This is a genomic window from Sphingomonas sp. AC449, assembly GCF_979253475.1.
In genome coordinates this window covers 347706-374219 of sequence record NZ_CEEDCZ010000003.1, presented here as the reverse complement: position 1 = coordinate 374219, position 26514 = coordinate 347706, and the positions used below count along the sequence as shown (strand labels likewise).

The window sequence follows — 26514 nt, the reverse complement described above, 5'->3', positions numbered from 1 at the left end:
GTCGAGCCGCATGCACCGACAGCCGCCGCATCGGCTTCGGCAGGCGCCAGGGCACGATCGGCAGTGCGGATCACCGTCCGGTCTTCGTCGTGGATCAATCCACCTCTCCTCGGCCGGTTTGATGAATCCGGCTTCTGTGTCGGGGCAGGTTTGAACGCCCCATGCCGGTTTTGCGCTCGGGCAGCGTGGTTTTCAACATGTCTTGCGCTCGCGTCGTCGCGCGCGGTCCGACCCCGACCGCGGCGTCGGCATCCGGCTCGACGCGTTCATCCAAGGCTTTCGCGGTTTCGCTCCGTCTGGGGTGTCAGAAGACATCCAAAAGGGGACCTATCCGTGCACCGCTTGCTTCTCGCGTCATCCGCCACGCTTGCCATCGCCTCTGCCGCTTCCGCGCAGACGGTGGTCGATACGAAGCGCACGACCGTCGTGCGTACGTCCACGGTCAAGAACGGTGGTGCCGATAACGTCTCGATCGTCGCGGCGGGCAGCGTCGTGCCGACGGGCGGGACCGCGGTGACGATCGACAGCAACAACGCCGTCAGCAATGCAGGGACGATCCAGGTCACCGATTCGAACGGCGCGTCGGGCATTTCGGCGCAGGCGGGGGTGAGCGCTTCGATCACCAACACCGGCAAGATCATCATCGACGAGACCTATACCCCGATCGATGCCGACAAGGACGGCGACCTCGACGGACCGTTCGCGCAGGGCAGCGCGCGCACCGGGATCCGCACGGCGGGCGCGTTTACCGGCAATATCATCAACAGCGGTGAGATCACCGTCGAGGGGAACGACTCCGCGGGCGTCCATCTGGGCGGACCGCTGACCGGTGCATTTAGCCACAGCGGCAAGACCAACGTGCTGGGCGATCGATCGGTGGGCGTGCGGCTCGCGGCGGTGACGGGGAACGTCACGCTCGGCGGGACCATCACCGCGACCGGCCACGACGCGGTCGGCGCGCGTCTGGACGGCGATATCGGCGGCGCGCTGGTGATCGAGGGACAGATCGGGGTGACCGGCTATCGCTCGACCACGGCGCCGGCGGACCCGTCGAAGCTCGACGCCGACGATCTGCTGCAGGGCGGATCGGCGCTGGTCGTCGCGGGCAATGTAGCAGGCGGGATCACGCTGTCGGGTGCAACCGACAAGCTGGCGGATGTCGTGTCCTATGGCGCGGCGCCGGCGTTCCAGATCGGCGCGGCGGACCGGGCGGTGACGATCGGCGCGATCGCCGGCAGCACGCCGGCGGCAGGGCTGGCGATCAACGGTCGCGTGACGGGCAACGGCGTCTACAGCGGTATCGCAGCCACGGGACTCGCGATCGGCGGGCTGGGTGGTGCCGTCACGATCGCTGGCGGCGTCGCGGTGGCGGGATCGGTGCAGGCGAACGCCACCGGCGCGTCGGCGACGGGCATCCGGTTCGGCGCAGGCGCGACGACGCCCGAGTTGCGGCTTGGCGGAACCGTCGCTGTTACCGGTGGCGGTTCGACGACGACCCAGTCGGTCGCGGTGCTGGTCGACACGGGCGCCTCGGTACCGACGATCCGCAATACGGGCACCGTCCGTGCGGCGGCGACCGGTGCCAGCGCGGTCGCGATCCTCGACCGCACCGGCGGCGTGACCTTGGTCGAGAATAGCGGCGTGATCACTGCGGCGGGTGGTGACGCATCGCGGTCGGTGGCGATCGACCTGTCGGCAAACACCAGCGGCGCGGTGGTGCGCCAGACGGCTCCGACGACCGGTGCCGCGCCGAGCATCACGGGGGCGATCCGCTTCGGCACCGGCAGCGACCGGCTCGAACTCGCTGGAGGTTCGGTCAGCGGCGACGTCGCGTTCGGCGCGGGGAGCAACCGGCTCGAGATGAGCGGCGCGAGCAGCTTCGCCGGCACCGCCACCTTTGGCGATGGCGCGGACACGATTGCGATCGGCGACACGGCCCGTTTCAACGGCACGGCCGACTTCGCCGGCGGTGGCGCGGACACGCTGGCGATCAGCGGCAAGGGCGTCTTTGCCGGGCGACTGGTGAATGCCGGCAACGTTGCGGTGACGGTCGCATCCGGCGGCGGCACGCTTGCGGTGAGCGGCGGCGCGACGATCGGATCGCTCAACCTGGGGGACCAGTCGGTCCTGTCGGTCGCGCTGGACAAGGCCAATCCAGTCGCGAACCTGATCACCGTGACCGGCGCGTCGACGATCGGTACGGGCAGCAAGCTCGCGCTGCGCGTCGCCGGGGGCGCCGACATCGCCGGGCAATATGTCGTGTTGCGATCGGGCACGCTGACCGGCGCGCAGAACCTGACGCTGTCGGACGCGACGGTGCCGTTCCTCTACCGCGGGGCGATCGTCGCGGCCGCGCCGAACGAGATCGTCGTCGACGTGGTACGCAAGGCAAAGACCGAGCTCGGCCTCAACACCGCCGCAACGGGTGCGTTCGATGCGGTCGATAGCGCGATCGGCAGCGATGCGAAGCTCGCCGTGGCAATTCGCGGCCTTTATGACGGCGCAGCGTTCCGCGCGGCGATCGATCAGATGCTGCCGAACTATTCGGGCGGTCTGTTCGAAAGCGTCACGCTCGCCTCGCGCGCGGCGGCATCGCAGCTGCGCGAGCCTGCCGGCGCGTTTACCGAAGAGGGCGGCTGGGGGTTCTTTCTCAGCCCGGTCGGATGGGACGCGTCGAAGGCGGAACGCGGCACGACCGGGTACGATGTCCATGGCTGGGGTCTCAGCAGCGGGCTCGAACGCAAGACCAGCGCGGGCAATTTCGGCGTCTCGCTCGCCTATCTCAGCGGAACCGACAATGAGGGGCTGGCGGTCAACAAGATCAAGCATAGCCAGTATGAACTCGCAGGCTTCTGGCGCGGGCATTGGGGTGGCTTCGCGGCGCAGCTGCGCGGGTCGGCGGCGTTCGTCTCGTTCGACAGCGTCCGGCAGTTCGATGCCGAGCTCGAGACCGAAAACGTCCAGCGTCGCGCGGACGCCGACTGGAACGGCATGCTCTATTCCGGATCGGGTGCCGTATCGTACGAGCAGCCGATCGGGCAGTTCAGCCTGCGGCCGGTGCTGGCGATCGACTATTACCGGCTGAACGAGGATTCCTATCGCGAGACGGGCGGCGGCACGGGATATGACCTGACGGTGCGCAAGCGGAACAGCGACGAGCTCGCGGTCACCGCAAGTCTTGCCGCGGGAATCAATTTCGGCGGCGACAATCGCTACGACCAGTGGAGCCGAATCGAGGTCGAGGGCGGCCGGCGCGAGCGCATCGCGGGCGCGCTTGGTCGCACGACCGCCAGCTTCGGCAGCGGCGACGCCTTCACGCTCGATCCAGAGCGCCGTGACAGCGGCTGGACCGGCAAGGTGCGCGCGATCACGGGTACGACCGAGGTGCGCCTGAGCGGGGAAGTCGGCGCCGAACAACGGCTTGGCGACGTTGCGCTGTCAGCGCGCGCGGCCCTTCAGTTCGCCTTCTAGGCGAGGCAGGCATGCCCGGCCGCTGCATGCCTGCAAGGGCAGCGCTCCACCATCCCCCCGGGTGGAGCGCCTTCTCTCTTCCCGGTGGTTCGGCTAGACGGCTGCCTTCCCGCCCCTTCGAACCGGTCATCGTCATGCCGCCCCCCGGATCTCCCACAGGGATCGAGGCCGTCTTCCTCGCCAATCGCGACAAGCTGATCCGCTTTCTCGCCGCGCGTGGTGCTGCGGATGCGGCCGAGGATCTGGTCCACGATCTGTGGATCAAGGTGTCGGGGCGGGCGGACGGACCGATCGGCAATCCGGTCGCCTATCTGTTCCGCGCCGCGGACATGCTGATGATCGACCGGTATCGCGCGCACCGGCAGGCGACGCTGCGGGACCAGGACTGGAGCGAAGCGCAGGGAGATGCCGATCCGACCGCCGAACGCGTGATCGCTGCACGGCAGGAAGCGGCGCAGGTTGCCGCCACGCTCGCCGGACTGGAACCACGGACCGCCACGATCTTTCGCCGCGCGCGGATCGACGGCGTGCCGCAGCGGCAGATCGCGGCGGAACTGGGGATCAGTCTCAGCACGGTCGAGAGCAATCTCCGCGTCGCCGCTCGTGCGCTCGCGGACCTGAAGGAACGGATGCGATGACCGACGCGCATATCGACGACGAGGCGCTGGGCTGGGCGATCCGCATGGCGGAACCCGATGCCGACTGGGATGCGTTCCTCGCGTGGCTGGAGGCGGATACGACGCGCTCCGGCCGCTACGACCGCGCCGTGGCGATGCTCGACGACGCTGCGGTAGCGGCGGCAGCAGCAGGCGTTGGGGCAGGGGCGACGATGGCGCCGGCTCCGGTCGAGGTCGTTGCCCGACCCGCGCGACGCCGCTGGATCGGTGGCGCGATCGCCGCGACGCTCGCCGGTGCGATCGGGCTCGGCGTGTGGACACAGGCGCCGCAACCCTATGCGATCGCCACCGCGGCGGGCGAACAGCGCACCGTGCTCCTTGGCGACGGCAGCAGCATCGTGCTGGCGGGCGCATCGACCGTCCGGCTCGATCGCCGCAATGCGCGCGTTGCCACCGTCGAGCGCGGCGAGATGCTGTTTAGGGTCCGCCACGATGCCGCACGCCCGTTCGCGGTGCAGGTGGGGGCATTGCGGCTTGTCGACCTCGGCACCGTCTTCGACGTCAAGGCGGCGGGCACGCGCATCCATGTCGCGGTGGCCGAGGGCGCGGTGCTCGTCGATCCCGACGGTGCGGCGCTGCGCCTCGATCCGGGCCAGGCCATCTTCGCCGACGGCGCGACGCGGGTACGCCGCACCGTCGCGACGGCAGACGTCGGAAGCTGGCGCGAAGGGCGGCTCGCCTATGACGACGCGCCGCTGTCGGAGGTCGCCGCGGACCTGTCGAGGGAGACAGGGCGACGCGTGGTCGCCGCGCCCGGGCTGACGGCGCGGACATTCCGCGGCACGCTCGATGTCGAGACCGTCAGGACGCGCCCCGCGCTGCTGGGGACGCTGCTCGACGTGACGGTGCGCCAGGATGCGGAGGGCTGGACGCTGGAGCCGCGCGGGTGAAGATGCCGGGAGGCGCCCTCGCGGCACTCCTCGTGGCAGCGGCCCCCGCCGTTGCCGGAACGCTGACGGTCGCGCTGCCCGCGGGCAGTGTCGGGCAGCAGGTGATGGCGCTCGGCCGCGTCACGCGTATCAGCGTGGTGGTGCCCGATCCGCGGCTCTGGGCACGACGCGTACCAAGCCTGCCGGCGGGAATGCGCGTGGAGGCGGCGCTCGCGCTGATCGCCCGCCGCGCCGGTGCGCGGGTTGAGGCGATCGGGCCGAACAGCTGGCGGCTGGTGGCGCAGCCGACGACCGCGACGACCGCAAGGCCGCTGCGCCCGTTACGCGCGCGCCGATCGGACGGGCCTCCCGAAACGAACGCGGACATCGTCGTCACCGCCAGCAAGCGCGATACGACGCGGGACCATTTCGCCGGCCAATTCGCGCGCGTCGCGGGCCGCGATCTGGAGTTCGGCGGGGCGGGCGGGACGGAGCGGCTCGCCGACCGGCTGACCAGCGTCGCCTCGACCTATCTCGGCGCGGGTCGCAACAAGCTGTTCATCCGCGGCATCGCCGATTCGAGCTTCACGGGGCCGACCCAGGCTACGGTCGGCCAGTATTTCGGCGACCTGCGGTTGAGCTACAATGCGCCGGACCCCGACCTGCGGCTCGCGGACCTTGCCGCGGTCGAGGTGCTGGAGGGGCCACAGGGCACGCTCTACGGCGCGGGATCGCTTGGCGGGTTGATCCGGCTTGTGCCCAATGCCCCCGATCCCTCGCGGTTCAGCGGATCGGCGACGATCGGCGGGTCCGCGACGACGCATGGCGCACCGGGCGCGGACACGCAGCTGGTCGCGAACCTGCCCGTCGTCCTCGACCGGCTGGCGATCCGTGTCGTCGCCAACGCGTCGAGCGAGGGCGGCTATATCGACAAGCCGCTGCTCGGCCGCACCGACGTCAATCGCACCCGCATCGAAGGCGGGCGCGCCGCGGCGCATCTCGATATCACGGCGGGCTGGAGCGTCGACCTGATCGGTATTGGACAGCGCATCCGTGGCGCCGACAGCCAATATGCCGATCGCGACGGCCGCCCGCTCAGCCGGTCCGCGCCGGTTACCGAAGGCTTTTCGGCAGACTTCGGGCAGGGCCAGCTCGTCCTTTCCGGTTCCTTCGGCGACGTGCGCTTCCGCTCGACCAGCGGGATCACCGCGCACGACCTGATGGAGCGGTATGATGCGACCGCGCCCGGCGAGCCGGTACGGCTGTTCGCGCAGGCCAACCGCACCCGGATGCAGGCCAACGAGACACGGCTATGGTCGTCGCGCGCGGATGGGTCGGGCTGGCTCGCGGGGTTCAGCTATGTCCATAACCGCACGCGTCTGACCCGGCTCTACGGCGCGCCCGACGCGCTGCTGCCGACCACCGGGGTCGTCAACGGCATCGCCGAGACGACGGTGTACGGCGAAGGCAGCGTGCGTCTGCTACCCGGATTGCTGACCACCGGGGGATTGCGCGTGACCCGCTCGGTCCTCGACGGGGAGGGCGCCGACATCGCGCAGCGCGTCACGCTGGCGCAACTGGCGACGACCGCGCAGCGGGCGCAGACGATCATGCTGCCATCGGCATCGGCGCTGTTCGAGCTGACGCCGCAGGTCCAGATGTTCCTGCGGTACCAGCAGGGGTTCCGCCCCGGCGGGCTCGCGATCGAGGGCGACTTCGTACGCCGGTTCCGCAACGACCGCGTCGCCACGATCGAGACGGGGCTGCGCTCGGGCCGGCCGGGTGCGGACCGGTTCGATGCGGCGCTCACGCTCGCGCACACCTCGTGGCGCGACATCCAGGCGGATTTCATCGACGGATCGGGGTTGCCGAGCACCGCCAACATCGGCGACGGCGAACTCTGGACGATCGAGGCGACCGCGGGCGCGCGGATGACGAAGGCGCTGCGGATCGAGGGCGCGGTGTCGTTCAACGACAGTCGCATCGACGAACCCTCGAGCGCGCGGCTGTTCGACCTCGTCGGCACCCTCGCCGCCGATCCCGCGGTCACGCGCGCGCAGCTGGCGGCGCGACTGAGCCAGATCCCCAATATCGCGCGCATCACCGCGCGCGCAGGCGCGGTGTACACGCAGCAGCTCGCGGGTACGAAGGACATCAAGATCGACGGCTGGGTCCGGTACGTCGGGTCGTCACGGCTCGGCGTCGGCCCGGTGCTCGGCCAGAGCCAGGGCAGCTATCTCGACAGCGGCGTCACCGCCCGGCTGGGGCTCGGCGCGCTCGGCGTGACCGCGGGGATCACCAACCTCGCCGACATACGCGGCAATCGCTTCGCGCTCGGCACGCCGTTCACCACCGGTCGCGACCAGGTGACGCCGCTGCGCCCGCGAACGCTCCGGCTCGGGCTCGACGCGGCGTTCTGAGAGGCTGGCTGTCACGCTTCGACGTTAGCGGCGAACGCATTTCATTGTCCGCGCGTGGTCGAGATCGCCGCAGCGAACGGGGTTGCAGCACGCAAGCGCGCCGCCGGGCGGGGCGACGTGATAGGATGCCCCGCCCGTTTGTCAGGCGTCCGCGCGCAGCCGGTAGCCGACCCCCAGCTCATTGGCGATCACGCTGCCGACGGGTCCGGGATGTTCCAGTTTCTGGCGCAGGTTGCGGATGACGATGCGGAGATATTCGACGCGCGGATCCTCCTCCCCGCCCCACGCCGCCGCGAGCACGCGCTGGTGCGTCACGACCCGGCCGATATGCCGCGCGAGCACTGCGAGCACGTCATGCTCCTTGCGCGTCAGGTGCAGTTCCTCGTCACCGCGGAACACGACCCGGCGATCGAGATCGATGCTGACGTCGCCGGTGCGCACGATCTTGGGCGTGGTTTCGGACAGTCCGCGATGCCGCAGCGCCACGCGCAGGCGGGCGAGCAGTTCCTCGCTGTCGAACGGCTTGGTGATGAAATCGTCTGCCCCCAGATCGAGCGCGGTGACCTTCTCGTCGACCGCATCGCGCGCCGACACGACCAGGATCACCGCATCGCCGTGCGTCCGCAGCAGCGGGATCAGGCTCAACCCGTCGCGGTCGGGCAGACCGAGGTCGAGCAGCACCGCGCTCGGATGCTCGACCGCCGCCTGGTGCAGCGCCTGCCGCCCGTCCTCCGCCTCGACCACCGCATAGCCCGCGCGGGTCAGTGTGTTGCGGAGCAGGCGGCGGATCGCGGCTTCGTCGTCCACGACGAGGATTTTCGCAGGCATTCAGGCAAGGCTTTCCGGTTTGAGATCGCGGACGATGAGCGCGCGCGGGAAGATCAGCGCGAAGGCAGCGCCCGGACCGTCCTCGCGGTTCCCGGCCTCGACCGTCATGTCCATCGCCTCGGCGAACGCCTTGACGATCGCGAGGCCGAGCCCCGTTCCCCCGATCGCGCGATCGGACCCTTCGAGGCGGCGGAACGTCTCGAACACTTCGGTTTCCTTGCCGGGTGGCAGGCCGGGGCCGTGATCCTTCACCGCCAGCCGCAGCTCGCCGAAGCGGTGCCGCCCTTCGATCACGATCTCGGTGCCGGGATCGCCGTAGCGCCCCGCATTGTCGAGGAGGTTGAGCAGGCAATGGTGGAGCAGCTGCGGGTCGGTATAGACCAATGGCAGGTCGGGCGGGACGTCAAGCCGGACCGCATGGCCCTCCAGCGCGCGCCGCGCATCGTGCGCCGCGCCGGTCACCGCATCGCTGAGGTCGGTCGGCTCGACGTTGAGCTTGAGCGCCCCCGCCTCGACGCGCGCCATGTCGAGCAGATTGGCGACGAAGCGGTTGAGCCGCGCCGCCTCGGCCTTGATCGTCCCGATCAGCTCGGGCGTCGCGCCATGCTCGAGCTGGTCCGCCGCGGCGATGACCGCGGTGAGCGGGGTGCGCAGGTCGTGGCTGACCGAGGACAGCAGCGCCGCGCGCAACCGGTCGCGCGTCCGCACGGTCTCGACATCGCGCATCTCGACTTCGAGCCGTAACCGTTCGAGCACCAGCGCCGACTGGTCGAGCAGGCTGCTGAGCAGCGGCAGCTGGTCCGCGCGGACCGGGTCGGCGGTCGTTTCCTTTGCCACGCCGAGCACACCGAGCACGCGGCCACCGGCTTTCAGCGGCTGGAACAGCCATTCCGACGCCGCGAGCGTGCCCGAGCCTTTTCCGGCTGCCATCCCGGTGTCGAGCGCCCAGGTGGCGGCGGCGGTGTCCATCGTGTCGAGGTGATAGGCCGCATCGCTCGCCGCGAGGATCTCGAGGTTGATGCCCGTCCCGGCGACGAGCAGGATGACCTGTACGTCGAGCAGCCCGCCGACGTCGTCGCAGATCATCTGCGCGGCGACGTCGATGTCGTTGACGCTGGTGATCTGGCGCAGGAAACCCGCGAGCGTCGCGTTGGTCCGCGCGCTCGCGGCGGCGAGATCGGCCTGCGCCCGGACGCGCGAGGTCAGCTGGCTCGTCGCGATCGCGATGCCGAGCAGGACGACGACCGAGACCAGATTCTCGGGGTTGCTGATGCTGAGCGTGCCGACCGGCGGCAGGAAGAAATAGTTGTAGGCAAGGCTGGAGGCGATGCCGGCGTACAGCCCGGTGCGCAGGCCATAGAGGCTCGCCGCGGCCATCACCGGCAGCAGATACAGCAACGCGACATTGCCGAGATCGAGGATGTGGAGCAGCGCGCTGGCGATGCTGGTGATGCCCGCGATCATCGCGGTGGTCACCGCATAGCCAGCAGGCGTGCCCCAGCGCGCGGGACGGCGGCGGCCGCGTTCGCGTGCCCCCCCTTCGGCGACCATCGGCAGCACGTGGACCGTCACCCCCGGCGTATCGCGGATCACGCGGTCGACGACCGAGCCGTGCAGCCATTCGAACCAGCGCGATCGCCGCGACTTGCCCATGACCAGCTGCGTCGCGCGGGCGTCGATCAGGAAACTCTGGAGGCCCGAAACGACATCGGTCGCGGGGACGGTCGCGACGGCTGCACCGAGCTGCGTCGCGAGCGTCATCGCGGCGGCGACGCGCTGATGCTGCGCGTCGGTGAAATGCGCCGCGCGCGGGGTTTCGATGAACACTGCCGTCCACGGCCCGCGCAGGCCGTCCGCCACCCGCTTGCCCGCGCGCACCAGCGTGTCGGCACCGGGGAGTTCGTTGATCGCGACGACGATCCGGTCGCCGCCCGCCCAGGTGCCGCCGAGCCCCAGCGCGCGAACGTCGTCGAGCATCCGCGCGTCGACCGCCTGCGCCGCGCGCCGCAGCGCGAGTTCGCGCAACGCCGACAGGTTGGATTTGGAGAAGAAGTGCGACAGCGCGCGCGTCGCTTCCTGCGGCAGATAGACCTTGCCCGCCTTCAGCCGATCGATCAGCTCGTCCGGCGGGATGTCGACGACCTCGATCTCGGCCATTTCCAGCACGCTGTCGGGCACCGTTTCGCGGACACGGACGCGGGTGAAGCTGGCGACCACGTCGTTGAGGCTCTCGACGTGCTGGATATTGACGGTTGAATAGACGTCGATCCCCGCGGCGAGCAGCTCCTCGACGTCCTGATAGCGTTTGGGATGACGGCTGCCCGCTGCATTGGTGTGCGCGAGTTCGTCTACGAGGACGAGGCCCGGCGCGCGCGCAAGGATCGCGTCCAGATCCATCTCGTGCAGCGTGCGGCCTTCATAGGGGATCGGGCGGCGCGGCATGATCTCATACCCGCGGGTGAGCGCCTCGGTCTCCGCGCGACCGTGCGTTTCGACGACGCCGACGACGACATCGGCCCCGTCGCGTCGGCGCGCCGCGCCTTCGGACAGCATTTCGAAGGTCTTGCCGACTCCGGGCGCGGCACCGAGGAAGACCTTGAGACGCCCGCGGCCCTCCTGCGCGGCGGCGCGCAGGAGGGCGTCGGGATCAGGTCTGCCGTCGCCCGAGCCCGGCATCAGCGCGCGGGCGCGCCGGAGGCTGGCAAAGCGTCGAGCTCACGGTTGAGCGCCAGCACGTTGACGCGCGGCTCACCCAGAATGGACGCATCCGTCGCATCTGTGACCAGCGCGCGAACCCGCTCGACCGGCACGCCGCGAACGCGCGCGATGCGCGGTGCCTGCGCCAAAGCGGCGGCGGGCGACAGATCGGGATCGAGCCCCGAACCGCTGGCAGTGACCAGATCCGCGGGCAGCGGACCGGTCACGCCCTCGGCACGGCGCTTGGCGATGTCGGGTTTCACGCGATCGACCAGCGCCTGGCTCGCCGGGCCGAGGTTCGACCCCGACGACGCCAGACCGTCATAGCCCTTGCCGGCCGCCGATGGCCGCGTCTGGAAATAGCGGTCGGTCGTGAACGCCTGTCCCACCACGGTCGACCCGATGACGGTGCCGCGTGCGTCGCGTACCAGGCTGCCGTTCGCTTGGCTTGGGAACAGCGCCTGGCCGATCCCGGTCATGGCGAGCGGGTAGACGAGCCCGAGAAGGACCGCGAACAGGATCGTCATGACGATCGCCGGCCGCAGCGCGGAGGTGAAATCCTTGCCCATGTCTGTCTTTCCTTATGCGAGACCGAGGCCACCGACCACAAGGTCGATAAGCTTGATGCCGATGAACGGTGCGACGAGGCCACCCAGACCGTACACCGCGAGGTTGCGTGCAAGCAGCGGTCCGGCTGCCATCGGCCTGTAGGCGACGCCGCGCAGCGCCAGCGGGACGAGGCAGGGGATGATGACCGCGTTGAAGATGATCGCCGACAGGATCGCGCTTTCCGGTGACCCAAGGCGCATCACGTTCAGCACACCGAGCCCCGGATAGAGGACGACGAACATCGCCGGGATGATCGCGAAATACTTCGCCACGTCATTGGCGACCGAGAAGGTCGTCAGCGCCCCGCGCGTCATCAGCAGCTGCTTGCCGAGGCCGACGACCTCGATCAGCTTGGTCGGATCGCTGTCGAGATCGACCATGTTGCCCGCTTCGCGCGCCGCTTGTGTCCCGGTGTTCATTGCGACACCGACATCGGCCTGCGCGAGCGCGGGCGCGTCGTTGGTCCCGTCGCCGCACATCGCGACCAGCCGGCCGCCGGTCTGCTCCTTCCGGATCAGCTCCAGTTTGTCCTCGGGCGTCGCCTGGGCGAGGAAATCGTCGACCCCGGCTTCCGCCGCGATCGCCGCGGCGGTCAGCGGGTTGTCGCCGGTGATCATCACCGTGCGGATGCCCATGGCGCGCAGCTCGCCGAACCGCTCGCGGATCCCGGCCTTGACCACATCCTTGAGGAAGATCGCGCCGAGCAGACGCCCGTCCTGCGCGACCGCCAGCGGAGTCCCGCCCGCGCGGGCGATCTCGTCGGTGATCCGGCGGAGTTCGGTCGCCGCCGCGGTTTCGCCCGATCCGGCATTGGCGCGCAGGATCGAATCGACCGCGCCCTTCTGGATCAACGTGTCGCCGATCTGCACGCCCGAGATGCGGGTCTGCGCGGTGAACGGGATGATCTCGGCCCCCGTCGGAAGCTCGGTCGTCGCGACGCTGAACGCTTGCCGCGCGAGCACCACGATCGAGCGGCCTTCGGGGGTTTCATCGGCAAGGCTCGCGAGCAAGGCGGCCTCGGCGAGGCGCTGTGGACTGGTGCCGGAGACCGCGCGGAATTCGCTCGCCTGCCGGTCGCCGATCGTGATCGTGCCGGTCTTGTCGAGCAGCAGCACGTCGATGTCCCCCGCCGCCTCGACGGCGCGCCCCGACTTGGCGAGCACGTTGAAGCGCACCAGCCGGTCCATCCCAGCGATCCCGATCGCCGAAAGCAAGGCGGCGATCGTCGTCGGGATCAGCGTGATGAGCAACGCCGCGAGGATCGCCACCGGGATCGACCCGTGGGCGTAGGAGGCGAAGCCCGGGATCGTGCCGACCGCGATCAGGAAGATGATCGTCAGCCCGACCAGCAGCAGCGTCAGCGCGATCTCGTTGGGGGTCTTCTGGCGCTCGGCGCCTTCGACCAGCGCGATCATCCGGTCGAGGAAACCCTTGCCCGGCTCGACCGTCACCTTGACGCGGATCTCGTCCGAGATGACGCGCGTGCCCGCGGTCACCGCCGAGCGATCGCCGCCCGCCTCGCGGATCACCGGCGCGCTCTCGCCGGTGATCGCCGCCTCGTTGACCGAGGCGACCCCCGAAACGACGTCACCGTCGGACGGGATCAGGTCGTTGGTCTCGACCAGCACGATATCACCGACCTTGAGCTGGCTGGCGGGCACCGCATCGAACTGCCGCCCGTCGCCTTTCAGCCGCTTGGCGGTCAGTTCGGCCTTGGTCGCGCGCAACGACGCCGCCTGCGCCTTGCCGCGCCCCTCGGCGAGCGCTTCGGCAAAGGTGCCGAAGAGGACGGTCAGCCACAGCCAGATGGCGAGCTGGAGCTTGAAGCCGAGCGACAGATTGTCCTGCCCGACCACGAGCAGCACGGTCATCAACGCCGCGACCATGCCGGTGACGAACATCACCGGGTTGCGGATCAGTTCCTTGGGATTGAGCTTGAGGAACGAGGCCTTGATCGCAGGCACGACGAGGTCGGCCGTGAACAGGCTTTTTGTCTGGGTCTTTGCCATGGTGGCCCCCGATCAGGACAATGTGCCGCTGATCATCGCAAGATGATCGGCGATGGGACCGAGCGCGAGGCCCGGCAGGAAGGTGAGACCACCCAGGATCAGGATGATGCCGACCAGCAGCCCCACCCACAGCCCGCCCGTGGTCGGGAACGAACCCGCGCTTTCGGGCGTGTACTTTTTCGCCGCGAGACTCCCCGCGATGGCGAGCATCGGCACGATGATGAAGAACCGGCCCACCCACATCGCTACGCCCAGCAGCCCGTTGTAATAGGGCGTGTTGGCGGTCAGGCCGGCAAAGGCGGAGCCGTTGTTGGCGACCGCGCTGGTGAAGGCGTAGAGGATCTCCGAGAAGCCGTGCGGCCCCTTGTTGAGCGGCCCCGCCAACCCCTGTTGCAGCACCGACGACAGCGCGGTCAGCCCGAGGATCATCAACGGCAGCACCGCGATCGCCAGCACCGCGAGCTTGACCTCGCGGCTCTCGATCTTCTTGCCGACATATTCGGGCGTGCGCCCGACCATCAGCCCGGCGACGAACACCGCGAGGATCGCGAACAGCAGGAAGCCGTAGATGCCTGCGCCGACGCCGCCGATGACGACTTCGCCGAGCTGCATGTTGAACAAAGGAACCAGCCCGCCGAGCGCGGTGAAGCTGTCATGCATCGCGTTGACCGCGCCGCAGGATGCCGCGGTGGTGACGACCGAGAACAAGGCGGATGCGGCGATCCCGAAGCGAACCTCCTTGCCCTCCATATTGCCGCCCGCGACGCCGAGATGCTGGAGCACCGGGTTGCCCGCGGCTTCCTGCCAATAGGTGACGGTGACGCCCGCGAGGAACAGGATCAGCATCGCCGACAGGATCGCCCAGCCCTGCTTGGTGTTGCCCACCGCCTTGCCGAACGTCCAGGTCAGCCCGAACCCGATCAGGAAGATCGACAGCATCTGGATCAGGTTGACCAGCGCGGTCGGATTTTCGAACGGGTGCGCCGAGTTCGCGTTGAAGAAGCCGCCACCGTTGGTGCCGAGCATCTTGATCGCTTCCTGGCTCGCGACCGGGCCGAGCAGCAGCGACTGTTTCGCGCCTTCGAGCGTCCGGACGTCGACCACGCCCGCCATCGTCTGCGGCACGCCGCTGGCGATCAGGAACAAAGCGTAGACGATCGAGATCGGCAGCAGGATATAGAGCGTGACGCGTGTCACATCCGCCCAGAAATTGCCGATCGCCTTGGACTCGCGCCGCGCGAAGCCGCGGAACAGCGCGAACGCCAGCGCGATCCCGGTCGCCGCGGACAGGAAGTTGTGGATCGTCAGCCCCAGCATCTGGCTGAGGTTCGACATCGTCGATTCGCCGCCATAGCTCTGCCAGTTCGTGTTGGTGGTGAAGCTGATCGCGGTGTTGAACGCGAGGTTCGGGCTCAGCCCGGCCAGCCCCTGCGGATTGCCCGGCAGCACCCCCTGCAGCCGCAGGACGGCGTAGGTAAACGCCATCAACGCAACGTTGAACAGCAGCATATGCAGCGCATACCGCCGCCAGCCCTGCTCGGCGTCGGGGTCGATGCCGGCGAGCTTGTAGAAGCCGCGCTCGACCGGACCGAGCACGACATGGAGCGGCGTCCGCCGTCCTTCGTACAGCGTGAAAAGCCACACGCCGACCGGTTTGGTCAGCGCGAGCAGGATGGCGACGAAGCCGAGGATCAGGATCCAGCCCTGGAATGTCATGGTGTCCGCCTCCTTCAGAAGCGTTCGGGGCGGATCAGGACCGCCACCAGGTAGACGAGAAGGCCAAGCGCAGTCAGCGCCGCGAGCCAGAGATCGAGCGTCATGCGTGCGTCCTCATGCGTTGTCGCAGAGCCGGGCATAAGCGAGCGTCGCCGCCACCAGCCCGACCATGACGAGGATCCAGATCAGATCGTCCATCACCATCTCTCCTCAAAAGGCCGCGGTCAGCGACGCGACGATCGTGCCGCCGGCGATGTTGCCGGTGCCGTCCTGTCCCTTGCTGAAACTGGGGCGCAGATAGGTCGCCTCGGCGGCCGAAATGTCGGTGTCGATATAGCTGACGTTGAAGGTCAGGTTCCGGTAGGTCGCATCCGCACCGAGCGACCAATCCCAGTATGCGCCCGTCGGCGACACCGCGGTCGCATTGGGGCCGAGCCCGTCCTGCCCCCAGCTATGCCCGACATGCGCCTTGGCGGTGATCGGCGTGCCCGCCAGCGCCACCGCGCCGTCGCCCCACAGGTACAGATTGTCGTCCTTGCCGCCCGGGCTCGTATAGACGCCCGCCACCGCATCGGCGCCGGTCGCATACCATTTGCCGATCGCCTGCTGCTTGGGGGCATAGGCCGCGCCCGCGGTCAGCGTCGCCGGACCGGTCGTCCCGGTCAGCTTCACATAGGGCTCGGCGAAGTCGGTTTTATTGGCACCGCCCGGGTACATGTACCAGGTGAGCCCCACGTCGAGCGTGGCGTTGTCGGCAAGCTTCGCCTTGTAGCCGCCGATCAGGTCGAGCTCCATGTTGGCGCCGCCAAACGTGCCCCAGCCGGCAAGGTTCGATCCCCAGACGCCCGCGTACAGCCCGCTCTCGTGCGACAGCGTGATGCCGCCTTGGACGGCCATTTCCCGGTCGGACTGCGACACGCCGCGGAACCGATAGTCGGACGCGATCGCCGACGATCCGCTGATCGTCAGCGCCGGCGGCGGCGCGGTATCGCCGGTGGCCGCGCCCGGGTCGGTCGGGCTCGACTGCGCCTTCGCAGTGACGGGGAAAGCCAGGATCGCGACGACCGCGGCCGCATGACGGAACTTCATTTCTGCACCCCTTGAACGGCGCTCGTCACGTGACGATGCCTTCAGGGATGGGCGATTAGGCGCATCCGTCGTAGCAATTCGAGATCGATTCCCGGAAAAGGCATATAGCGCGCATATAGACGGCGCTTTTTTATGCCGTCCGGCGCGTGGGCCGTCTTACCAGGCTCTGGGGTTGCTGCCGGTGCGTGCCGCCACGGCGTTTTCGATGTCGTTGAGGTCAGCCTGCGACATGATCCCTGCCGCCATCATCTTTCGCATGAGTTCATCGACCAATGCGGCGAGGAAATGGATCTCCGCCCGTTCCGACTTCGTATCTTCGCCCTGGGCATTGACGTCCATATCGCTTGTCTCCGTTTAGCAGCGACGGTCATACAAGCGTTATCGGGCGCGCATAAGCCAATCGATTCAATAATCTCCGGGTCAGGGGTCGGGGGTGATCCGTGCCGAACGCACGGCCACGCTGGGGTCGCACGTGCGGTTGCGAGGGCGCGCACGGCGCCCGGGTCAGCGCCGTGGCCGTGCGTTCACGGTCTCGCTTCAGCCTCCCAGATAATGCGACTGCGCGGCATCGGTCGCGCTGATCGCGAGGATCGAGCGCGCAGTCGCAGGCGGGAGGGCTTGGCCGCGTCCATCCCCGCTGGCGGCAATGACGCGGTTGAGGAGGTCCTGGCCTTCGCGCCACCAGCCCACACCGCTTGCGGCGTTCAGATGGCCCTGCGGACCGGCATCGACGAAATGGCTGCCCCAGTCCGCCGCCATGCTGTGCGCACGCGCCGGCGTGACCCAGGGATCATCGCTGCTCGCGACGACGATCGACGGAAACGGCAGCGGTGTGTGCGGCGTGGGTGCGAAGCCCTTGAGTTCGGCCTGTGCGCCGTTGCGATCGACATCGGCGGGCGCGACGAGGAGTGCGCCCGCGACGGGCCAGCCATAGGGTTGCGGACTGAGTTCGGCCCACCACGCCACCGCCAGGCATCCCAGACTGTGCGCGGCGAGGATGACGGGGGCCTGGGCCCGCCGGATCGCCTCGTCGAGTCGCGTCACCCACGAGTTGCGGTGGGGCGTATTCCACATGCCAAGCTCGACGCGGACGGTGTCGGGGCGGGCATCCTCCCACAGCGTCTGCCAGTGCGAGGGACCCGAGCCGCCAAGCCCGGGGACGGTCAGAATGGTCGGCTGAACGCTATCATATGGTGCAAACGAACCCACGGCGCGTCTCCTTTTCCAGGACCCCGTTTTCGCGGGGGGCGGGATCATGACCGCAGGACGCTCTAGGGCACGCCATCCGGTCACGATCCCTGCAGCAAACATAATCCTACCAGACCGATAGGCAATAGATATTGCGGCAAAAGGAAGGCAGCTTGCGGTGATCGGATCTGGGCGCGATAGCGGCGTCATGGCGAAGATACGCGCAGACCAGATGCTGGTCGACAGGGGGCTGGTCGAGTCGCGGACGCGCGCGCAGGCGCTGATCATGGCTGGGCTGGTATTCGCGGGAACGCGCAAGATCGAAAAGCCCGGTCAGACACTCGCGGAGGATGTCGCGCTCGACGTTCGCGGTCGCGATCATCCCTGGGTTTCGCGCGGCGGCGTCAAGCTTGCGCATGGTCTGGCGCAGTTCGGCTGGGACGTCCGCGGGGCGGTGGCGATCGACGTCGGATCGTCGACCGGGGGGTTCACCGACGTCTTGCTGACCAAGGGTGCGACGCGCGTCTACGCGGTCGACAGCGGGACCAATCAGCTCGCGTGGAAATTGCGGCAGGACGAACGCGTCGTCGTCCATGAGCAGACCAGCGCGCGGATCCTGACCGCGGCGCACATTCCCGAGCCGGTCGACCTGATCGTCTGCGATGCGAGCTTCATCGGGCTTGCCAAGGTGCTCGAGCGGCCGATGCAGTTCGCCCGGCCCGGCGCGCGGCTGATGGCGCTGATCAAGCCGCAGTTCGAGGCGGGTCGCGACGAGGTCGGCAAGGGCGGGGTGGTGCGCGATCCGGCGATCCATGCCCGCGTCTGCGATGCGGTCGTCGCGTGGCTCGAGCAGCAGGGCTGGCAGGTCGACGGCGTGGTCGAGAGCCCGATCACCGGGCCCGAAGGCAATATCGAGTTTCTCGTTGCCGCGCGGACCGGAACAGTCGGCACGGCGGAGGAAGTATAACCGCCCGATCGCCGTACATCGTCATAGAATGAACCAGTTATCGCAGCGACGGCGAATGCTTTTGGTTTACGGCGTCGCTTTCGCGCGGCAGGACGGTGCCAATCAAGGGCGAAAGGATGTTTGTGGGCGGTATCGCGTCAAAGGGTCAGTTGCGGATGTCGTTCCTGCGCTGGGCGGTGGTGACCGTTCCGCTGATCGTGCTTCTCGGGTTCCTGTCGGGTCGATCGGTGCCGGTCGGGAGCGAGAGTGCGTGGTATCAGGCGCTCGCGAAGCCGGCGCTGACGCCACCGGGCTGGGCGTTTCCGGTCGCCTGGACGACGCTCTACATTCTGATCGGGCTGGCGCTCGCGATGATCCTCAACGCACGCGGAGCCGCAATGCGGGGAACGGCGATCGCGCTGTTCGTCGCGCAGTTCGCGCTCAATCTCGCATGGACCCCTGTCTTCTTCGGCCTGCACAAGATCGGGCTGTCGGTCATGATCATCGTCGCGATGCTGGCGTTGTCGATCGCCGCAACGGTCGTGTTCGCGCGGATCAGAAAGGCCGCGGCGTGGCTGATGGTCCCGTATATGGTGTGGATCAGCTTTGCCGGAATGCTTGCTTACGGTATAGGCGCGCTCAACCCCGATGCCGAAACCCTTGCGGCGCCCTCGCATACCTCCCAGATGTTGTGAGAGATGCGACCCGCAAGATACTAGCAGGATAAAGACAATGCAGTCCGAAAACCGGATGTTCGACGATTTCGTCAAGGTGCTCAACGGGGCGGCAGGGACGTTTGCGGGTGTTGGTCGCGAGGCACAGTCGGGCGTTCGCGAGCGCGCGCGCGAGTGGCTGGGCGGACTCGACTTCGTGAGCCGTGATGAATTCGATGCGGTCAAGGCGATGGCCGCTGCTGCGCGCGACGAAAACGACGTGCTCAAGGCCCGTCTCGATGCGCTCGAAGCCAAAACAAGGGCCGATATCTGACTTTTCCACAGGTTTCTGGACTTTCGGGACGATCGGGGTTGTCGGGGCATTTTTGCCTCGGCACCCTTTGTCGTGCGATAGGGAGTGCCAGGACTATATGATGCTCGATCACGCCGACCACGACCAGGAGGACGCCGCCCCCATCGATATGCTCGAGGCGTATTACGCCGCGCATGGCTGGGAGCATGAGCGTCACGACGACGAGATCGTCGCGACCGTCAAGGGCAGCTGGGCGACCTATGAGTTGCGCGCGTTGTGGCGCGAGGACGACAGCGTCCTGCAGTTCCTCGCGTTTCCCGACATCAAGGTTCCCGACGAGCGGCGACAGGCGGTCTACGAGACGATCGGCCTCGCCAACGAACAGCTCTGGATCGGGCATTTCGAATTGTGGTCGACCAGCGGCATCCTGTTGTTCCGGCATGCAGCGATGGTCGACGGCGGCGAGGACGGCACGATGTCGTTGTCGGCCGCCGAACTGCTCGTCGAATCGGCGATCGAGGAGTGCGAGCGTTTCTATCCGGTGTTCCAGTTCGTCCTGTGGGGCGGCAAGACGCCGCAGGACGCGCTCGCCGCGGCGCTGATCGAGACGCAGGGCGAAGCGTGACCGGCGGTTCGCACGGATGCAGGGGCGGCGGCGCATGACGGGGCGTGTCCTGCTGATCGGCTGCGGCAACATGGGCCGCGCGATGCTCGACCGCTGGCTCGCCAACGGGCTCGACCCGCGCGGCGTCACCGTCGTCAGCCCGAGCCTGCGCGCGATGCCCGAGGGTGTCAGCGTCGTCGCAGCGCTGCCGGCAGCCGCCGACGCGGCGTTTGACATCGTCATGCTCGCGCTGAAGCCGCAACAACTTGGCGCGCTGCGGGGCGCGGCGTTTGCCGCCTACGCGCCGCGGTTGTTGATCTCGATCCTCGCAGGCGTGGATCTCGCCGCACTCGGCACGCTGTCGCAGGCGCAGGCAGTGGTGCGGGCGATGCCGAACCTTCCGGTCGCGATAGGGCATGGTGTGGTTGCGCTGCACGGTGCCGACGGCGACGACGCGGCGCGGCAGGCGGCCGAGGCCATGATGCAGCCGCTTGGACTGGTCGAGTGGATCGCCGACGAGGCGCAGTTCGACGCGGTGACCGCGCTGGCGGGATGCGGGCCGGGGTTCGTGTTCCGTTTCGCCGATGCACTGGCCAGGGCGGGGGAGGCGCTGGGCCTGCCTGCGGATCAGGCGGCGCGGCTGGCGATCGCCACGCTCGACGGGGCAGGGCGGATGGCCGGTGCCTCGGACGTGTCGCCCGCGATGCTTGCCGATCGCGTCGCCAGTCCGGGCGGGTCGACGCGCGAGGGGCTGAACATCCTCGACGACGGCGATACGCTGGTGAAGCTCCTGTCGCGGACGCTCGCGGCGTCCGCGCGGCGTAATGCGGAAATGGCCGAGGCTGCGCGCACCGCCAGCTAGCGACGATGCTCTTGCAAATTGCGGCCGGCCACCGCGCCACGATCAGCCGCGCAGCTTGATCACCTGCTCGCGCTCGTCTTCGGGAATCAGTCCCTCGAGCACCGCCCAATAGCCGGCAACGGCACCATGCCCGGCATGATTATACGCCGCTGACATCTTCTGCCGCGCCGCCTCGAACAGGTCGCTCTCCATCTTGGTGCCGACGGGCGTCAGCCGCAGCAGGCGCTGGCGGCGGTCGCGTTCGCCGGGGCGCACCTCGATGAAGTCGCGGTCGGTCAGTTCGTTGAGGACCCGGCCAAGCGACTGCTTGGTGATTGCGAGCAGCGACAGGAGCTCGCTGACCGTCATGTCCGGCTTGCGCGCGATGAAATACAGCGCGCGGTGATGCGCACGACCCAGGCCTTGCTCGGCAAGCCCCGCATCGATCGACCGTACCAGATGGCTCTGGCCGAAATACAAGAGCTCCATGCCGCGCCGCAATTCGGGTTCGCGGAGAAACAGGGGTGATGCTTGGGACGCTGAGGCAGGCATGTTGACCGTTCTAGTCATCGGTCCTAGGCGACGGCAAGCCGTGGAAAGAGAGAAATTCGATGCATTCCCCATTGTCGCCGACCACTTCGTCGTCCTCGATGTCGCCGGAACCGGGCGCGACCTTCGCTTTTGAAAGCTGTGGCAATCCGGTCGCGGCGAACGAGCGGGCACAGCGACTGATCGATCCCGGCTTCGGGCGCGTCTTCACCGATCACATGGCGGTGATCCGCTTCAGCGATACCGAGGGCTGGCATGACGCGAAGATCACGACTCGCGCGCCGATCATGATGGATCCGGCGTCCTCCGTGCTGCATTATGCGCAGGAGATCTTCGAGGGGATGAAGGCGTACCGGCTCGCGGACGGCGGGACCGCGCTGTTCCGTCCCGAGGCCAATGCCCGCCGCTTCCAGGACTCGGCGCGCCGGCTGGCGATGCCCGAATTGCCCGAGGCGTTGTTCCTCGAATCGGTCGAGCGACTCGTGAAGGTCGATCAGGACTGGATTCCCGACAGCGACGGCGGCGCGCTGTACCTGCGCCCGTTCATGTTCGCGAGCGAGGTGTTCCTCGGCGTGAAACCGAGCGCGGAATATCTCTACATGGTCCTGGCCTCGTCGGTCGGCGCCTATTTCAAGGGTGGCGCGCGGGCGGTGTCAATCTGGGTCAGCCAGAACTACACGCGCGCCGCGCAGGGCGGTACGGGTGCGGCCAAGTGCGGCGGCAACTATGCTGCCAGCCTGCTCGCGCAGAAGGAGGCGATCAGCCAGGGGTGCGATCAGGTCGTCTTCCTCGACGCCGCCGAACGCCGCTGGGTCGAGGAACTGGGCGGCATGAACGTCTTCTTCGTGTTCGACGACGGCAGCCTGTCGACTCCCGCGCTGACCGGCACGATCCTGCCGGGGATCACGCGCGATTCGATCCTCACGCTGGCGCGTGCGCAGGGTATCACCGTGCGCGAGGAGCCCTATTCGATCGACCAGTGGCGCGCCGACGCGGCCAGCGGACGGCTTGTCGAGACGTTCGCCTGCGGCACCGCTGCGGTCGTCACGCCGATCGGCACGGTCGCCGCCCCCGAGGGCCGCTTCACGATCGGCGGCGGCGAACCGGGCCCGATGACGCTGCGAATCCGTGAATCGCTCGTCTCGATCCAGCGCGGTCTCGCGCCGGACGCGAACGGATGGCTGCATCGGCTCGATTAAGATGCGATAGGGCTTTTCACGTCGAGGCACGCCGCTATAAGGCCGCCTCTGTTGGGGCGTCGCCAAGTGGTAAGGCAGCGGCTTTTGATGCCGCCATGCGCAGGTTCGAACCCTGCCGCCCCAGCCAATATCTTGAATTGCGCTAATCGAGCCTCGCTGGACGGGGTTTAGAGACCCGCCGCGCTGCCTGCTCAGCCGGTGGTCCAGAGGATCGCACCAGGTCGGGAGCGCGCGCGTCTCTGGTTGGCCGCTTCCGCCCATCGCGTTTCCATCGAGATCGCCAATGTCGCACCGGGCAACTAAATTTTGCTCATGGCAAACTCGAACAGGCTGCCAATCCATACCAACTCGATAGATATTACGCCTCCGAGCGGAGGTGAGGATGCGGCGACCAACGATATTGACGACGATCGACGGGCCCACGGTCATCGTGGCGGCGGTAATTTACGGCGGGTGGCTCGCCGTCACCGCGTGGCATGCGGCGATCCCGTGGCCGGTGATGATGACGGCAGGCGGCGCCTTGCTCGCCTGGCACGGCTCGCTCCAGCACGAGACGATCCATGGTCACCCGACGCGCCATGCCGTCGTCAACGATGCGATCGGGGCCGTTCCGCTGTCGCTGTGGCTGCCCTATTCGCTGTATCGTCGAAGCCACCGCGCGCATCATGCGGCGCACGTCATCACCGATCCGCAGCATGATCCGGAGTCGCGGTATCGGGCAGCGGGCGGCGGCTTCACCGAGATGCTCGGACGGCTTCAGGCGACCCTGCTCGGCCAGATGGTCTTCGGACCACCGATCGCGGTCGCGCGCTTCCTGGTCGCGGAGATCCGTCGCGCAACGAGCGAGCCGACGCGGTTCTGTCGCGACTGGGTCGTGCATCTCGTGACGGTCGTGCCGGTGCTCTGGTGGCTCGACCATGTCGGCTTCGGGCTCCTGTCGTATGCGCTGACCGTCGTCTATCCCGGCATGGCGGTGACGATGCTCCGGTCCTATGCGGAGCATCGCGCCGACCTCGCCAGCCCGGGGCGTGCGGCCAGCGTCGAGCGCGGCGGCATATTCGGCGTGCTGTTCCTCAACAACAATCTCCACGCGGCGCACCATGAGCGACCGATGCTCGCCTGGTATGACCTGCCTGCCTATCACCGCGACAACCGCGCGCGACTGATCGGCGAGGGGATGCTGGTCTATCGCGGCTATGGCGAGATCGTCCGCCGCTTTGCCTTCACCGCGCATGACGACATGGTCCATCCGCGCCACCGGGGGTCGGGTTCGTGATCCGCGCGGTCGCGTCGCTCGGCATGTATGATCATCCCGCGCAGCAGCGGGCGAACGACCTGCTGTGGGCGGCGATCGCGCGCGCGCTCCGGGAAGACGGGGGCGACGGGATACCGGACACGCTCGACCGGACGCGCGACGTTCACGTGCTGTGGCGGGATCAAGGGCTGCTGTTCGGGCAGGCGTGCGGCTATCCACTGGTCAGCGAGCCGGACCTCGACCTCCGCATCCTCGCGCTGCCGGTCTACGCGGTGGCTGGCCGAGACGGGCCGACGCATCGCAGCGTGATCGTCTGCCGAAGCGACGACCCGCGCGGATCGCTCGCCGCGTTCCATCGGAGTCGCGCGGCGGTCAACGACCCGCGCTCGAACACCGGCATGAACCTGTTGCGCGCGACGATCGCCCGCGCGGCGTTGCCGACGCCGTTCTTCGACACCATCGTCCGGACCGGCTCGCACCGCGAGAGCGTGATCGCGGTCGGGACGGCGCGCGCCGACATCGCCGCGATCGACGAGGTGACCTATGCGGCGCTCGTGCGGTTCGAGCCCGATCTCGTGGCGCGATTGCGGATTATCGCGTCCAGCCCGGACTCGCCGACGCTGCCGTTCGTGACCGCCGCCACGACCAGCGACGACATGGTCCGCAAGCTCCGCACTGCGCTCGGCCGGGCGATCGCCGATCCTGCGCTGGCCGACGTGCGCGCCACGCTGTTCCTCGCCGGTGTCGTGCCTGCCGATGCCGACGCGCTGGCACCGATCGTCGCGCTGGAAACCGCGGCGGTCGGGGCCGGCCATGCCGCGCTTGCCTGAGTCACCATGAGGATATGTCGATGGCGTATACCGACCACCCGCTCGATATCGCACCGACGATCGCCGAGCTTCGTGCCGCGCGGACGGCATGGCGACGCGAGGCGAACGGACGTCACACCGTTGCCCGCTTCCCGTCGCAGGCGGATATCGCGCACGTGGTCGACGATCTGGTCGCCGCGCTGTTTCCCGGCCGGCTCGGCGCGTTTGCCGGCCCCGCGCACGGCGAGGATGCGTTCGTCGAGGCACGCCTTCGCCGCGCGTTGTCCGGCCTGCAGCGCCAGATCGAAAGCGAGTTCGCCTATTGGCAGGAGGAGGCGATCCTGTCGTTCGACGTCAGCCAGGCGGCGATGATCGTCGGGCTGTTCGCCGCCGAGCTCGGGCCGATCCGCACGCTGGTCGACGACGACGTCCGCGCCGCGTTCCTGGGGGATCCGGCCGCGCGGAGCGCCGACGAGATCCTGATCTGCTATCCGGGCATCGTCGCGATCCTCTACCACCGGATCGCGCACGCGCTGTACGGTCTTGGCGCCCCGATCGTCGCACGGATCATTTCCGAGCTCGCCAACAACCAAACCGGGATCGACATCCATCCCGGCGCGACGATCGGTCGACGCTTCTTCATCGACCATGGCACCGGCGTCGTGATCGGCGAGACCGCGATCATCGGCGACCGCGTCCAGCTGTACCAGCATGTCACGCTCGGCGCGCGCAGTCCGCTCGGCGTGATCGACGTGTCCGCGCGCGAGCGGCTGGCACGTCATCCGATCGTCGAGGACGATGTCGTGATCTATGCGGGGGCGACGATCCTCGGCCGCGTGACGATCGGGCAGGGCGCGACGATCGGCGGCAACGTCTGGCTGCTCGAGGACGTGCCGCCGGGTGGGGTGGTCGCACAGCCGACCGCGGTGATCCTCGCCGATGCGGCGGCGGACCATCTGCACGAGACGTTACGCGGTCGCGGTGCATGAGGCGCTTCGGCCGGTGTTGCGACGAGGGAGGACCGATCCGGCCGGTGATCGGCGTCCTGTGCTGTAACGAGGTCGCGCAACGCCCGATCCAGGCGGTCGCGACACGCTTCATCGAGCCGCTCGCGCGCTATGCCGGCGCGACGGTCCTGCTGGTCCCGGCGGTCGCCGACACGATCGACGCGCGCGCGCTGGCCGCGCGGCTCGACGGGCTGTTGCTGACCGGGTCGCGCTCGAACGTCGCCGGCGCGCGCTATGGCAAGCCGGATGCGGCGGCGGATGCGCTCGACCTGGACCGCGACGCGGTCGCGCTCGACCTTGCCGCGCGGATGATCGACGCGGCGCGGCCGGTCTTCGGCATCTGCCGGGGCCTGCAGGAGCTCAACGTGCTGTTCGGCGGAACGCTCACGGACGTCGTGCACGACAGCCACCACGGGGCGACCGACGACGCATCGGCGTACGAGACTTTGTTCGATCACGTCCACGACGTCGCGCTCAGCGCGGGCGGGCTGCTCGCGACGGCAACCGCACGATCGAGCATCGCGGTCACCTCGGTCCACCGCCAGGGCGTCGATCGGCTGGGGACCGGGCTGCGGATCGAGGCACGCGCCGTTGCCGATGGCCTGATCGAGGCGTTTTCGGCACGACCGTGCGGCGCCGACGTGCTCGCGGTGCAGTGGCACCCCGAATGGAACGTCGCGGCCAGCGCCGCCAACCGCGCGTTCTTCTCGCTGATCGGGCAATCGCTCGAGGCGGGCCGCGCGCGGTAGGGCGCGCGGGCCAGCC

Annotated in this window: 24 protein-coding genes and 1 tRNA gene; 15 read left to right on the top strand and 10 right to left on the bottom strand. The window is 68.4% G+C overall.

Annotated elements, in window-relative coordinates; genetic code table 11:
* Window positions 1-333 precede the first annotated feature (333 nt).
* The 4 genes from AC0CH3_RS08245 to AC0CH3_RS08230 all read left to right on the top strand — a co-directional run bounded on the left by AC0CH3_RS08245 (window position 334) and on the right by AC0CH3_RS08230 (window position 7437).
* Window positions 334-3471: an autotransporter outer membrane beta-barrel domain-containing protein gene (locus AC0CH3_RS08245; protein ID WP_354300173.1), complete on the top strand. Its 3138-nt coding sequence runs from the start codon at window positions 334-336 to the stop codon at window positions 3469-3471.
* Between the two features lie 134 nt (window positions 3472-3605).
* Window positions 3606-4109 carry an RNA polymerase sigma factor gene (locus AC0CH3_RS08240; protein WP_354300171.1) on the top strand — a complete coding sequence of 168 codons (504 nt, stop codon included), beginning with the start codon at window positions 3606-3608 and terminating at the stop codon, window positions 4107-4109.
* The gene (locus AC0CH3_RS08235) at window positions 4106-5038 is read left to right on the top strand and encodes a FecR family protein (RefSeq protein ID WP_354300169.1); all 933 of its coding nucleotides are present in this window, start codon (window positions 4106-4108) and stop codon (window positions 5036-5038) included. Before AC0CH3_RS08240 ends, AC0CH3_RS08235 begins: the two co-directional genes overlap by 4 nt.
* Before the next feature lie 2 nt (window positions 5039-5040).
* The gene (locus AC0CH3_RS08230) at window positions 5041-7437 is read left to right on the top strand and encodes a TonB-dependent receptor (protein ID WP_465237780.1); all 2397 of its coding nucleotides are present in this window, start codon (window positions 5041-5043) and stop codon (window positions 7435-7437) included.
* A 141-nt stretch (window positions 7438-7578) separates the two neighbouring features.
* Here AC0CH3_RS08230 and AC0CH3_RS08225 read toward each other — a convergent pair whose 3' ends face one another.
* The 9 genes from AC0CH3_RS08225 to AC0CH3_RS08185 all read right to left on the bottom strand — a co-directional run bounded on the left by AC0CH3_RS08225 (window position 7579) and on the right by AC0CH3_RS08185 (window position 17594).
* A complete protein-coding gene (locus AC0CH3_RS08225; protein WP_354300168.1) occupies window positions 7579-8265 on the bottom strand; it encodes a response regulator transcription factor in 687 nt (228 codons plus the stop codon).
* Complete coding sequence (locus AC0CH3_RS08220) at window positions 8266-10941, bottom strand: sensor histidine kinase KdpD (RefSeq protein ID WP_354300167.1); 2676 nt, start codon at window positions 10939-10941, stop codon at window positions 8266-8268.
* The gene (gene kdpC / locus AC0CH3_RS08215) at window positions 10941-11531 is read right to left on the bottom strand and encodes a potassium-transporting ATPase subunit KdpC (RefSeq protein WP_354300166.1); all 591 of its coding nucleotides are present in this window, start codon (window positions 11529-11531) and stop codon (window positions 10941-10943) included. Before kdpC ends, AC0CH3_RS08220 begins: the two co-directional genes overlap by 1 nt.
* Window positions 11532-11543: 12 nt before the next feature.
* Window positions 11544-13580 (bottom strand): potassium-transporting ATPase subunit KdpB, encoded by a 2037-nt coding sequence (gene kdpB, locus AC0CH3_RS08210; RefSeq protein WP_465237759.1) that lies wholly within the window; start codon window positions 13578-13580, stop codon window positions 11544-11546.
* Window positions 13581-13592: 12 nt separating this feature from the next.
* Window positions 13593-15296 carry a potassium-transporting ATPase subunit KdpA gene (kdpA, locus tag AC0CH3_RS08205; RefSeq protein WP_354300162.1) on the bottom strand — a complete coding sequence of 568 codons (1704 nt, stop codon included), beginning with the start codon at window positions 15294-15296 and terminating at the stop codon, window positions 13593-13595.
* 14 nt (window positions 15297-15310) lie between these two features.
* Window positions 15311-15400, bottom strand: coding sequence for a K(+)-transporting ATPase subunit F (gene kdpF, locus AC0CH3_RS08200; RefSeq protein ID WP_037531783.1), 90 nt, complete (start codon window positions 15398-15400; stop codon window positions 15311-15313).
* 106 nt (window positions 15401-15506) lie between these two features.
* On the bottom strand, window positions 15507-16385 hold the full coding sequence (locus AC0CH3_RS08195) for a TorF family putative porin (protein ID WP_354300160.1): 879 nt from the start codon (window positions 16383-16385) through the stop codon (window positions 15507-15509).
* 156 nt (window positions 16386-16541) lie between these two features.
* Window positions 16542-16724, bottom strand: coding sequence for a hypothetical protein (locus AC0CH3_RS08190; RefSeq protein WP_056023613.1), 183 nt, complete (start codon window positions 16722-16724; stop codon window positions 16542-16544).
* Window positions 16725-16922: 198 nt separating this feature from the next.
* Complete coding sequence (locus tag AC0CH3_RS08185) at window positions 16923-17594, bottom strand: RBBP9/YdeN family alpha/beta hydrolase (protein ID WP_354300158.1); 672 nt, start codon at window positions 17592-17594, stop codon at window positions 16923-16925.
* 187 nt (window positions 17595-17781) lie between these two features.
* On the opposite strand from AC0CH3_RS08185, the gene AC0CH3_RS08180 reads away from it, so the two are divergent.
* The 5 genes from AC0CH3_RS08180 to AC0CH3_RS08160 all read left to right on the top strand — a co-directional run bounded on the left by AC0CH3_RS08180 (window position 17782) and on the right by AC0CH3_RS08160 (window position 20951).
* Entirely contained in the window at window positions 17782-18540 is a 759-nt protein-coding gene (locus AC0CH3_RS08180) for a TlyA family RNA methyltransferase (RefSeq protein WP_354300156.1), read from the top strand.
* Between the two features lie 116 nt (window positions 18541-18656).
* The gene (locus AC0CH3_RS08175; protein ID WP_354300154.1) at window positions 18657-19214 is read left to right on the top strand and encodes a TspO/MBR family protein; all 558 of its coding nucleotides are present in this window, start codon (window positions 18657-18659) and stop codon (window positions 19212-19214) included.
* 37 nt (window positions 19215-19251) lie between these two features.
* Window positions 19252-19506, top strand: coding sequence for an accessory factor UbiK family protein (locus tag AC0CH3_RS08170; RefSeq protein WP_056023606.1), 255 nt, complete (start codon window positions 19252-19254; stop codon window positions 19504-19506).
* Between the two features lie 97 nt (window positions 19507-19603).
* Window positions 19604-20110: a type III secretion system chaperone family protein gene (locus AC0CH3_RS08165; protein WP_056023603.1), complete on the top strand. Its 507-nt coding sequence runs from the start codon at window positions 19604-19606 to the stop codon at window positions 20108-20110.
* 34 nt (window positions 20111-20144) lie between these two features.
* Window positions 20145-20951 (top strand): pyrroline-5-carboxylate reductase family protein, encoded by an 807-nt coding sequence (locus AC0CH3_RS08160; protein WP_465237758.1) that lies wholly within the window; start codon window positions 20145-20147, stop codon window positions 20949-20951.
* 42 nt (window positions 20952-20993) lie between these two features.
* On the opposite strand, the gene AC0CH3_RS08155 is transcribed toward AC0CH3_RS08160, so the two are convergent.
* Window positions 20994-21500, bottom strand: a complete 507-nt coding sequence (locus AC0CH3_RS08155; RefSeq protein ID WP_354300150.1) for a MarR family transcriptional regulator — start codon at window positions 21498-21500, stop codon at window positions 20994-20996.
* A gap of 80 nt (window positions 21501-21580) precedes the next feature.
* On the opposite strand from AC0CH3_RS08155, the gene AC0CH3_RS08150 reads away from it, so the two are divergent.
* The 6 genes from AC0CH3_RS08150 to AC0CH3_RS08125 all read left to right on the top strand — a co-directional run bounded on the left by AC0CH3_RS08150 (window position 21581) and on the right by AC0CH3_RS08125 (window position 26498).
* Window positions 21581-22678, top strand: a complete 1098-nt coding sequence (locus tag AC0CH3_RS08150; RefSeq protein WP_354300455.1) for a branched-chain amino acid aminotransferase — start codon at window positions 21581-21583, stop codon at window positions 22676-22678.
* Between the two features lie 52 nt (window positions 22679-22730).
* Window positions 22731-22805: transfer RNA gene (locus AC0CH3_RS08145), tRNA-Gln, on the top strand.
* A gap of 255 nt (window positions 22806-23060) precedes the next feature.
* On the top strand, window positions 23061-23954 hold the full coding sequence (locus tag AC0CH3_RS08140; protein ID WP_354300148.1) for a fatty acid desaturase: 894 nt from the start codon (window positions 23061-23063) through the stop codon (window positions 23952-23954).
* Window positions 23951-24763: a phosphate/phosphite/phosphonate ABC transporter substrate-binding protein gene (locus tag AC0CH3_RS08135; RefSeq protein ID WP_354300146.1), complete on the top strand. Its 813-nt coding sequence runs from the start codon at window positions 23951-23953 to the stop codon at window positions 24761-24763. Before AC0CH3_RS08140 ends, AC0CH3_RS08135 begins: the two co-directional genes overlap by 4 nt.
* A gap of 20 nt (window positions 24764-24783) precedes the next feature.
* Entirely contained in the window at window positions 24784-25731 is a 948-nt protein-coding gene (gene epsC, locus AC0CH3_RS08130) for a serine O-acetyltransferase EpsC (RefSeq protein WP_354300145.1), read from the top strand.
* Entirely contained in the window at window positions 25728-26498 is a 771-nt protein-coding gene (locus AC0CH3_RS08125) for a gamma-glutamyl-gamma-aminobutyrate hydrolase family protein (RefSeq protein ID WP_457325380.1), read from the top strand. The genes epsC and AC0CH3_RS08125 overlap by 4 nt, the downstream gene beginning before the upstream one ends.
* Window positions 26499-26514: the final 16 nt, after the last annotated feature.

Coding starts and splice junctions, on each gene's coding strand:
- AC0CH3_RS08240 (WP_354300171.1), top strand. CDS start 3,606: ATGCCGCCCCCCGGATCTCCCACAGGGATCGAGGCCGTCTTCCTCGCC.
- AC0CH3_RS08160 (WP_465237758.1), top strand. CDS start 20,145: ATGACGGGGCGTGTCCTGCTGATCGGCTGCGGCAACATGGGCCGCGCG.
- AC0CH3_RS08225 (WP_354300168.1), bottom strand. CDS start 8,265: ATGCCTGCGAAAATCCTCGTCGTGGACGACGAAGCCGCGATCCGCCGC.
- kdpC (WP_354300166.1), bottom strand. CDS start 11,531: ATGGGCAAGGATTTCACCTCCGCGCTGCGGCCGGCGATCGTCATGACG.
- AC0CH3_RS08190 (WP_056023613.1), bottom strand. CDS start 16,724: ATGGACGTCAATGCCCAGGGCGAAGATACGAAGTCGGAACGGGCGGAG.
- AC0CH3_RS08235 (WP_354300169.1), top strand. CDS start 4,106: ATGACCGACGCGCATATCGACGACGAGGCGCTGGGCTGGGCGATCCGC.
- AC0CH3_RS08125 (WP_457325380.1), top strand. CDS start 25,728: ATGAGGCGCTTCGGCCGGTGTTGCGACGAGGGAGGACCGATCCGGCCG.
- AC0CH3_RS08230 (WP_465237780.1), top strand. CDS start 5,041: ATGCCGGGAGGCGCCCTCGCGGCACTCCTCGTGGCAGCGGCCCCCGCC.
- kdpA (WP_354300162.1), bottom strand. CDS start 15,296: ATGACATTCCAGGGCTGGATCCTGATCCTCGGCTTCGTCGCCATCCTG.
- AC0CH3_RS08140 (WP_354300148.1), top strand. CDS start 23,061: ATGCGGCGACCAACGATATTGACGACGATCGACGGGCCCACGGTCATC.
- kdpF (WP_037531783.1), bottom strand. CDS start 15,400: ATGACGCTCGATCTCTGGCTCGCGGCGCTGACTGCGCTTGGCCTTCTC.
- kdpB (WP_465237759.1), bottom strand. CDS start 13,580: ATGGCAAAGACCCAGACAAAAAGCCTGTTCACGGCCGACCTCGTCGTG.
- AC0CH3_RS08165 (WP_056023603.1), top strand. CDS start 19,604: ATGATGCTCGATCACGCCGACCACGACCAGGAGGACGCCGCCCCCATC.
- AC0CH3_RS08220 (WP_354300167.1), bottom strand. CDS start 10,941: ATGCCGGGCTCGGGCGACGGCAGACCTGATCCCGACGCCCTCCTGCGC.
- epsC (WP_354300145.1), top strand. CDS start 24,784: ATGGCGTATACCGACCACCCGCTCGATATCGCACCGACGATCGCCGAG.
- AC0CH3_RS08170 (WP_056023606.1), top strand. CDS start 19,252: ATGCAGTCCGAAAACCGGATGTTCGACGATTTCGTCAAGGTGCTCAAC.
- AC0CH3_RS08195 (WP_354300160.1), bottom strand. CDS start 16,385: ATGAAGTTCCGTCATGCGGCCGCGGTCGTCGCGATCCTGGCTTTCCCC.
- AC0CH3_RS08155 (WP_354300150.1), bottom strand. CDS start 21,500: ATGACTAGAACGGTCAACATGCCTGCCTCAGCGTCCCAAGCATCACCC.
- AC0CH3_RS08175 (WP_354300154.1), top strand. CDS start 18,657: ATGTTTGTGGGCGGTATCGCGTCAAAGGGTCAGTTGCGGATGTCGTTC.
- AC0CH3_RS08150 (WP_354300455.1), top strand. CDS start 21,581: ATGTCGCCGGAACCGGGCGCGACCTTCGCTTTTGAAAGCTGTGGCAAT.
- AC0CH3_RS08180 (WP_354300156.1), top strand. CDS start 17,782: ATGGCGAAGATACGCGCAGACCAGATGCTGGTCGACAGGGGGCTGGTC.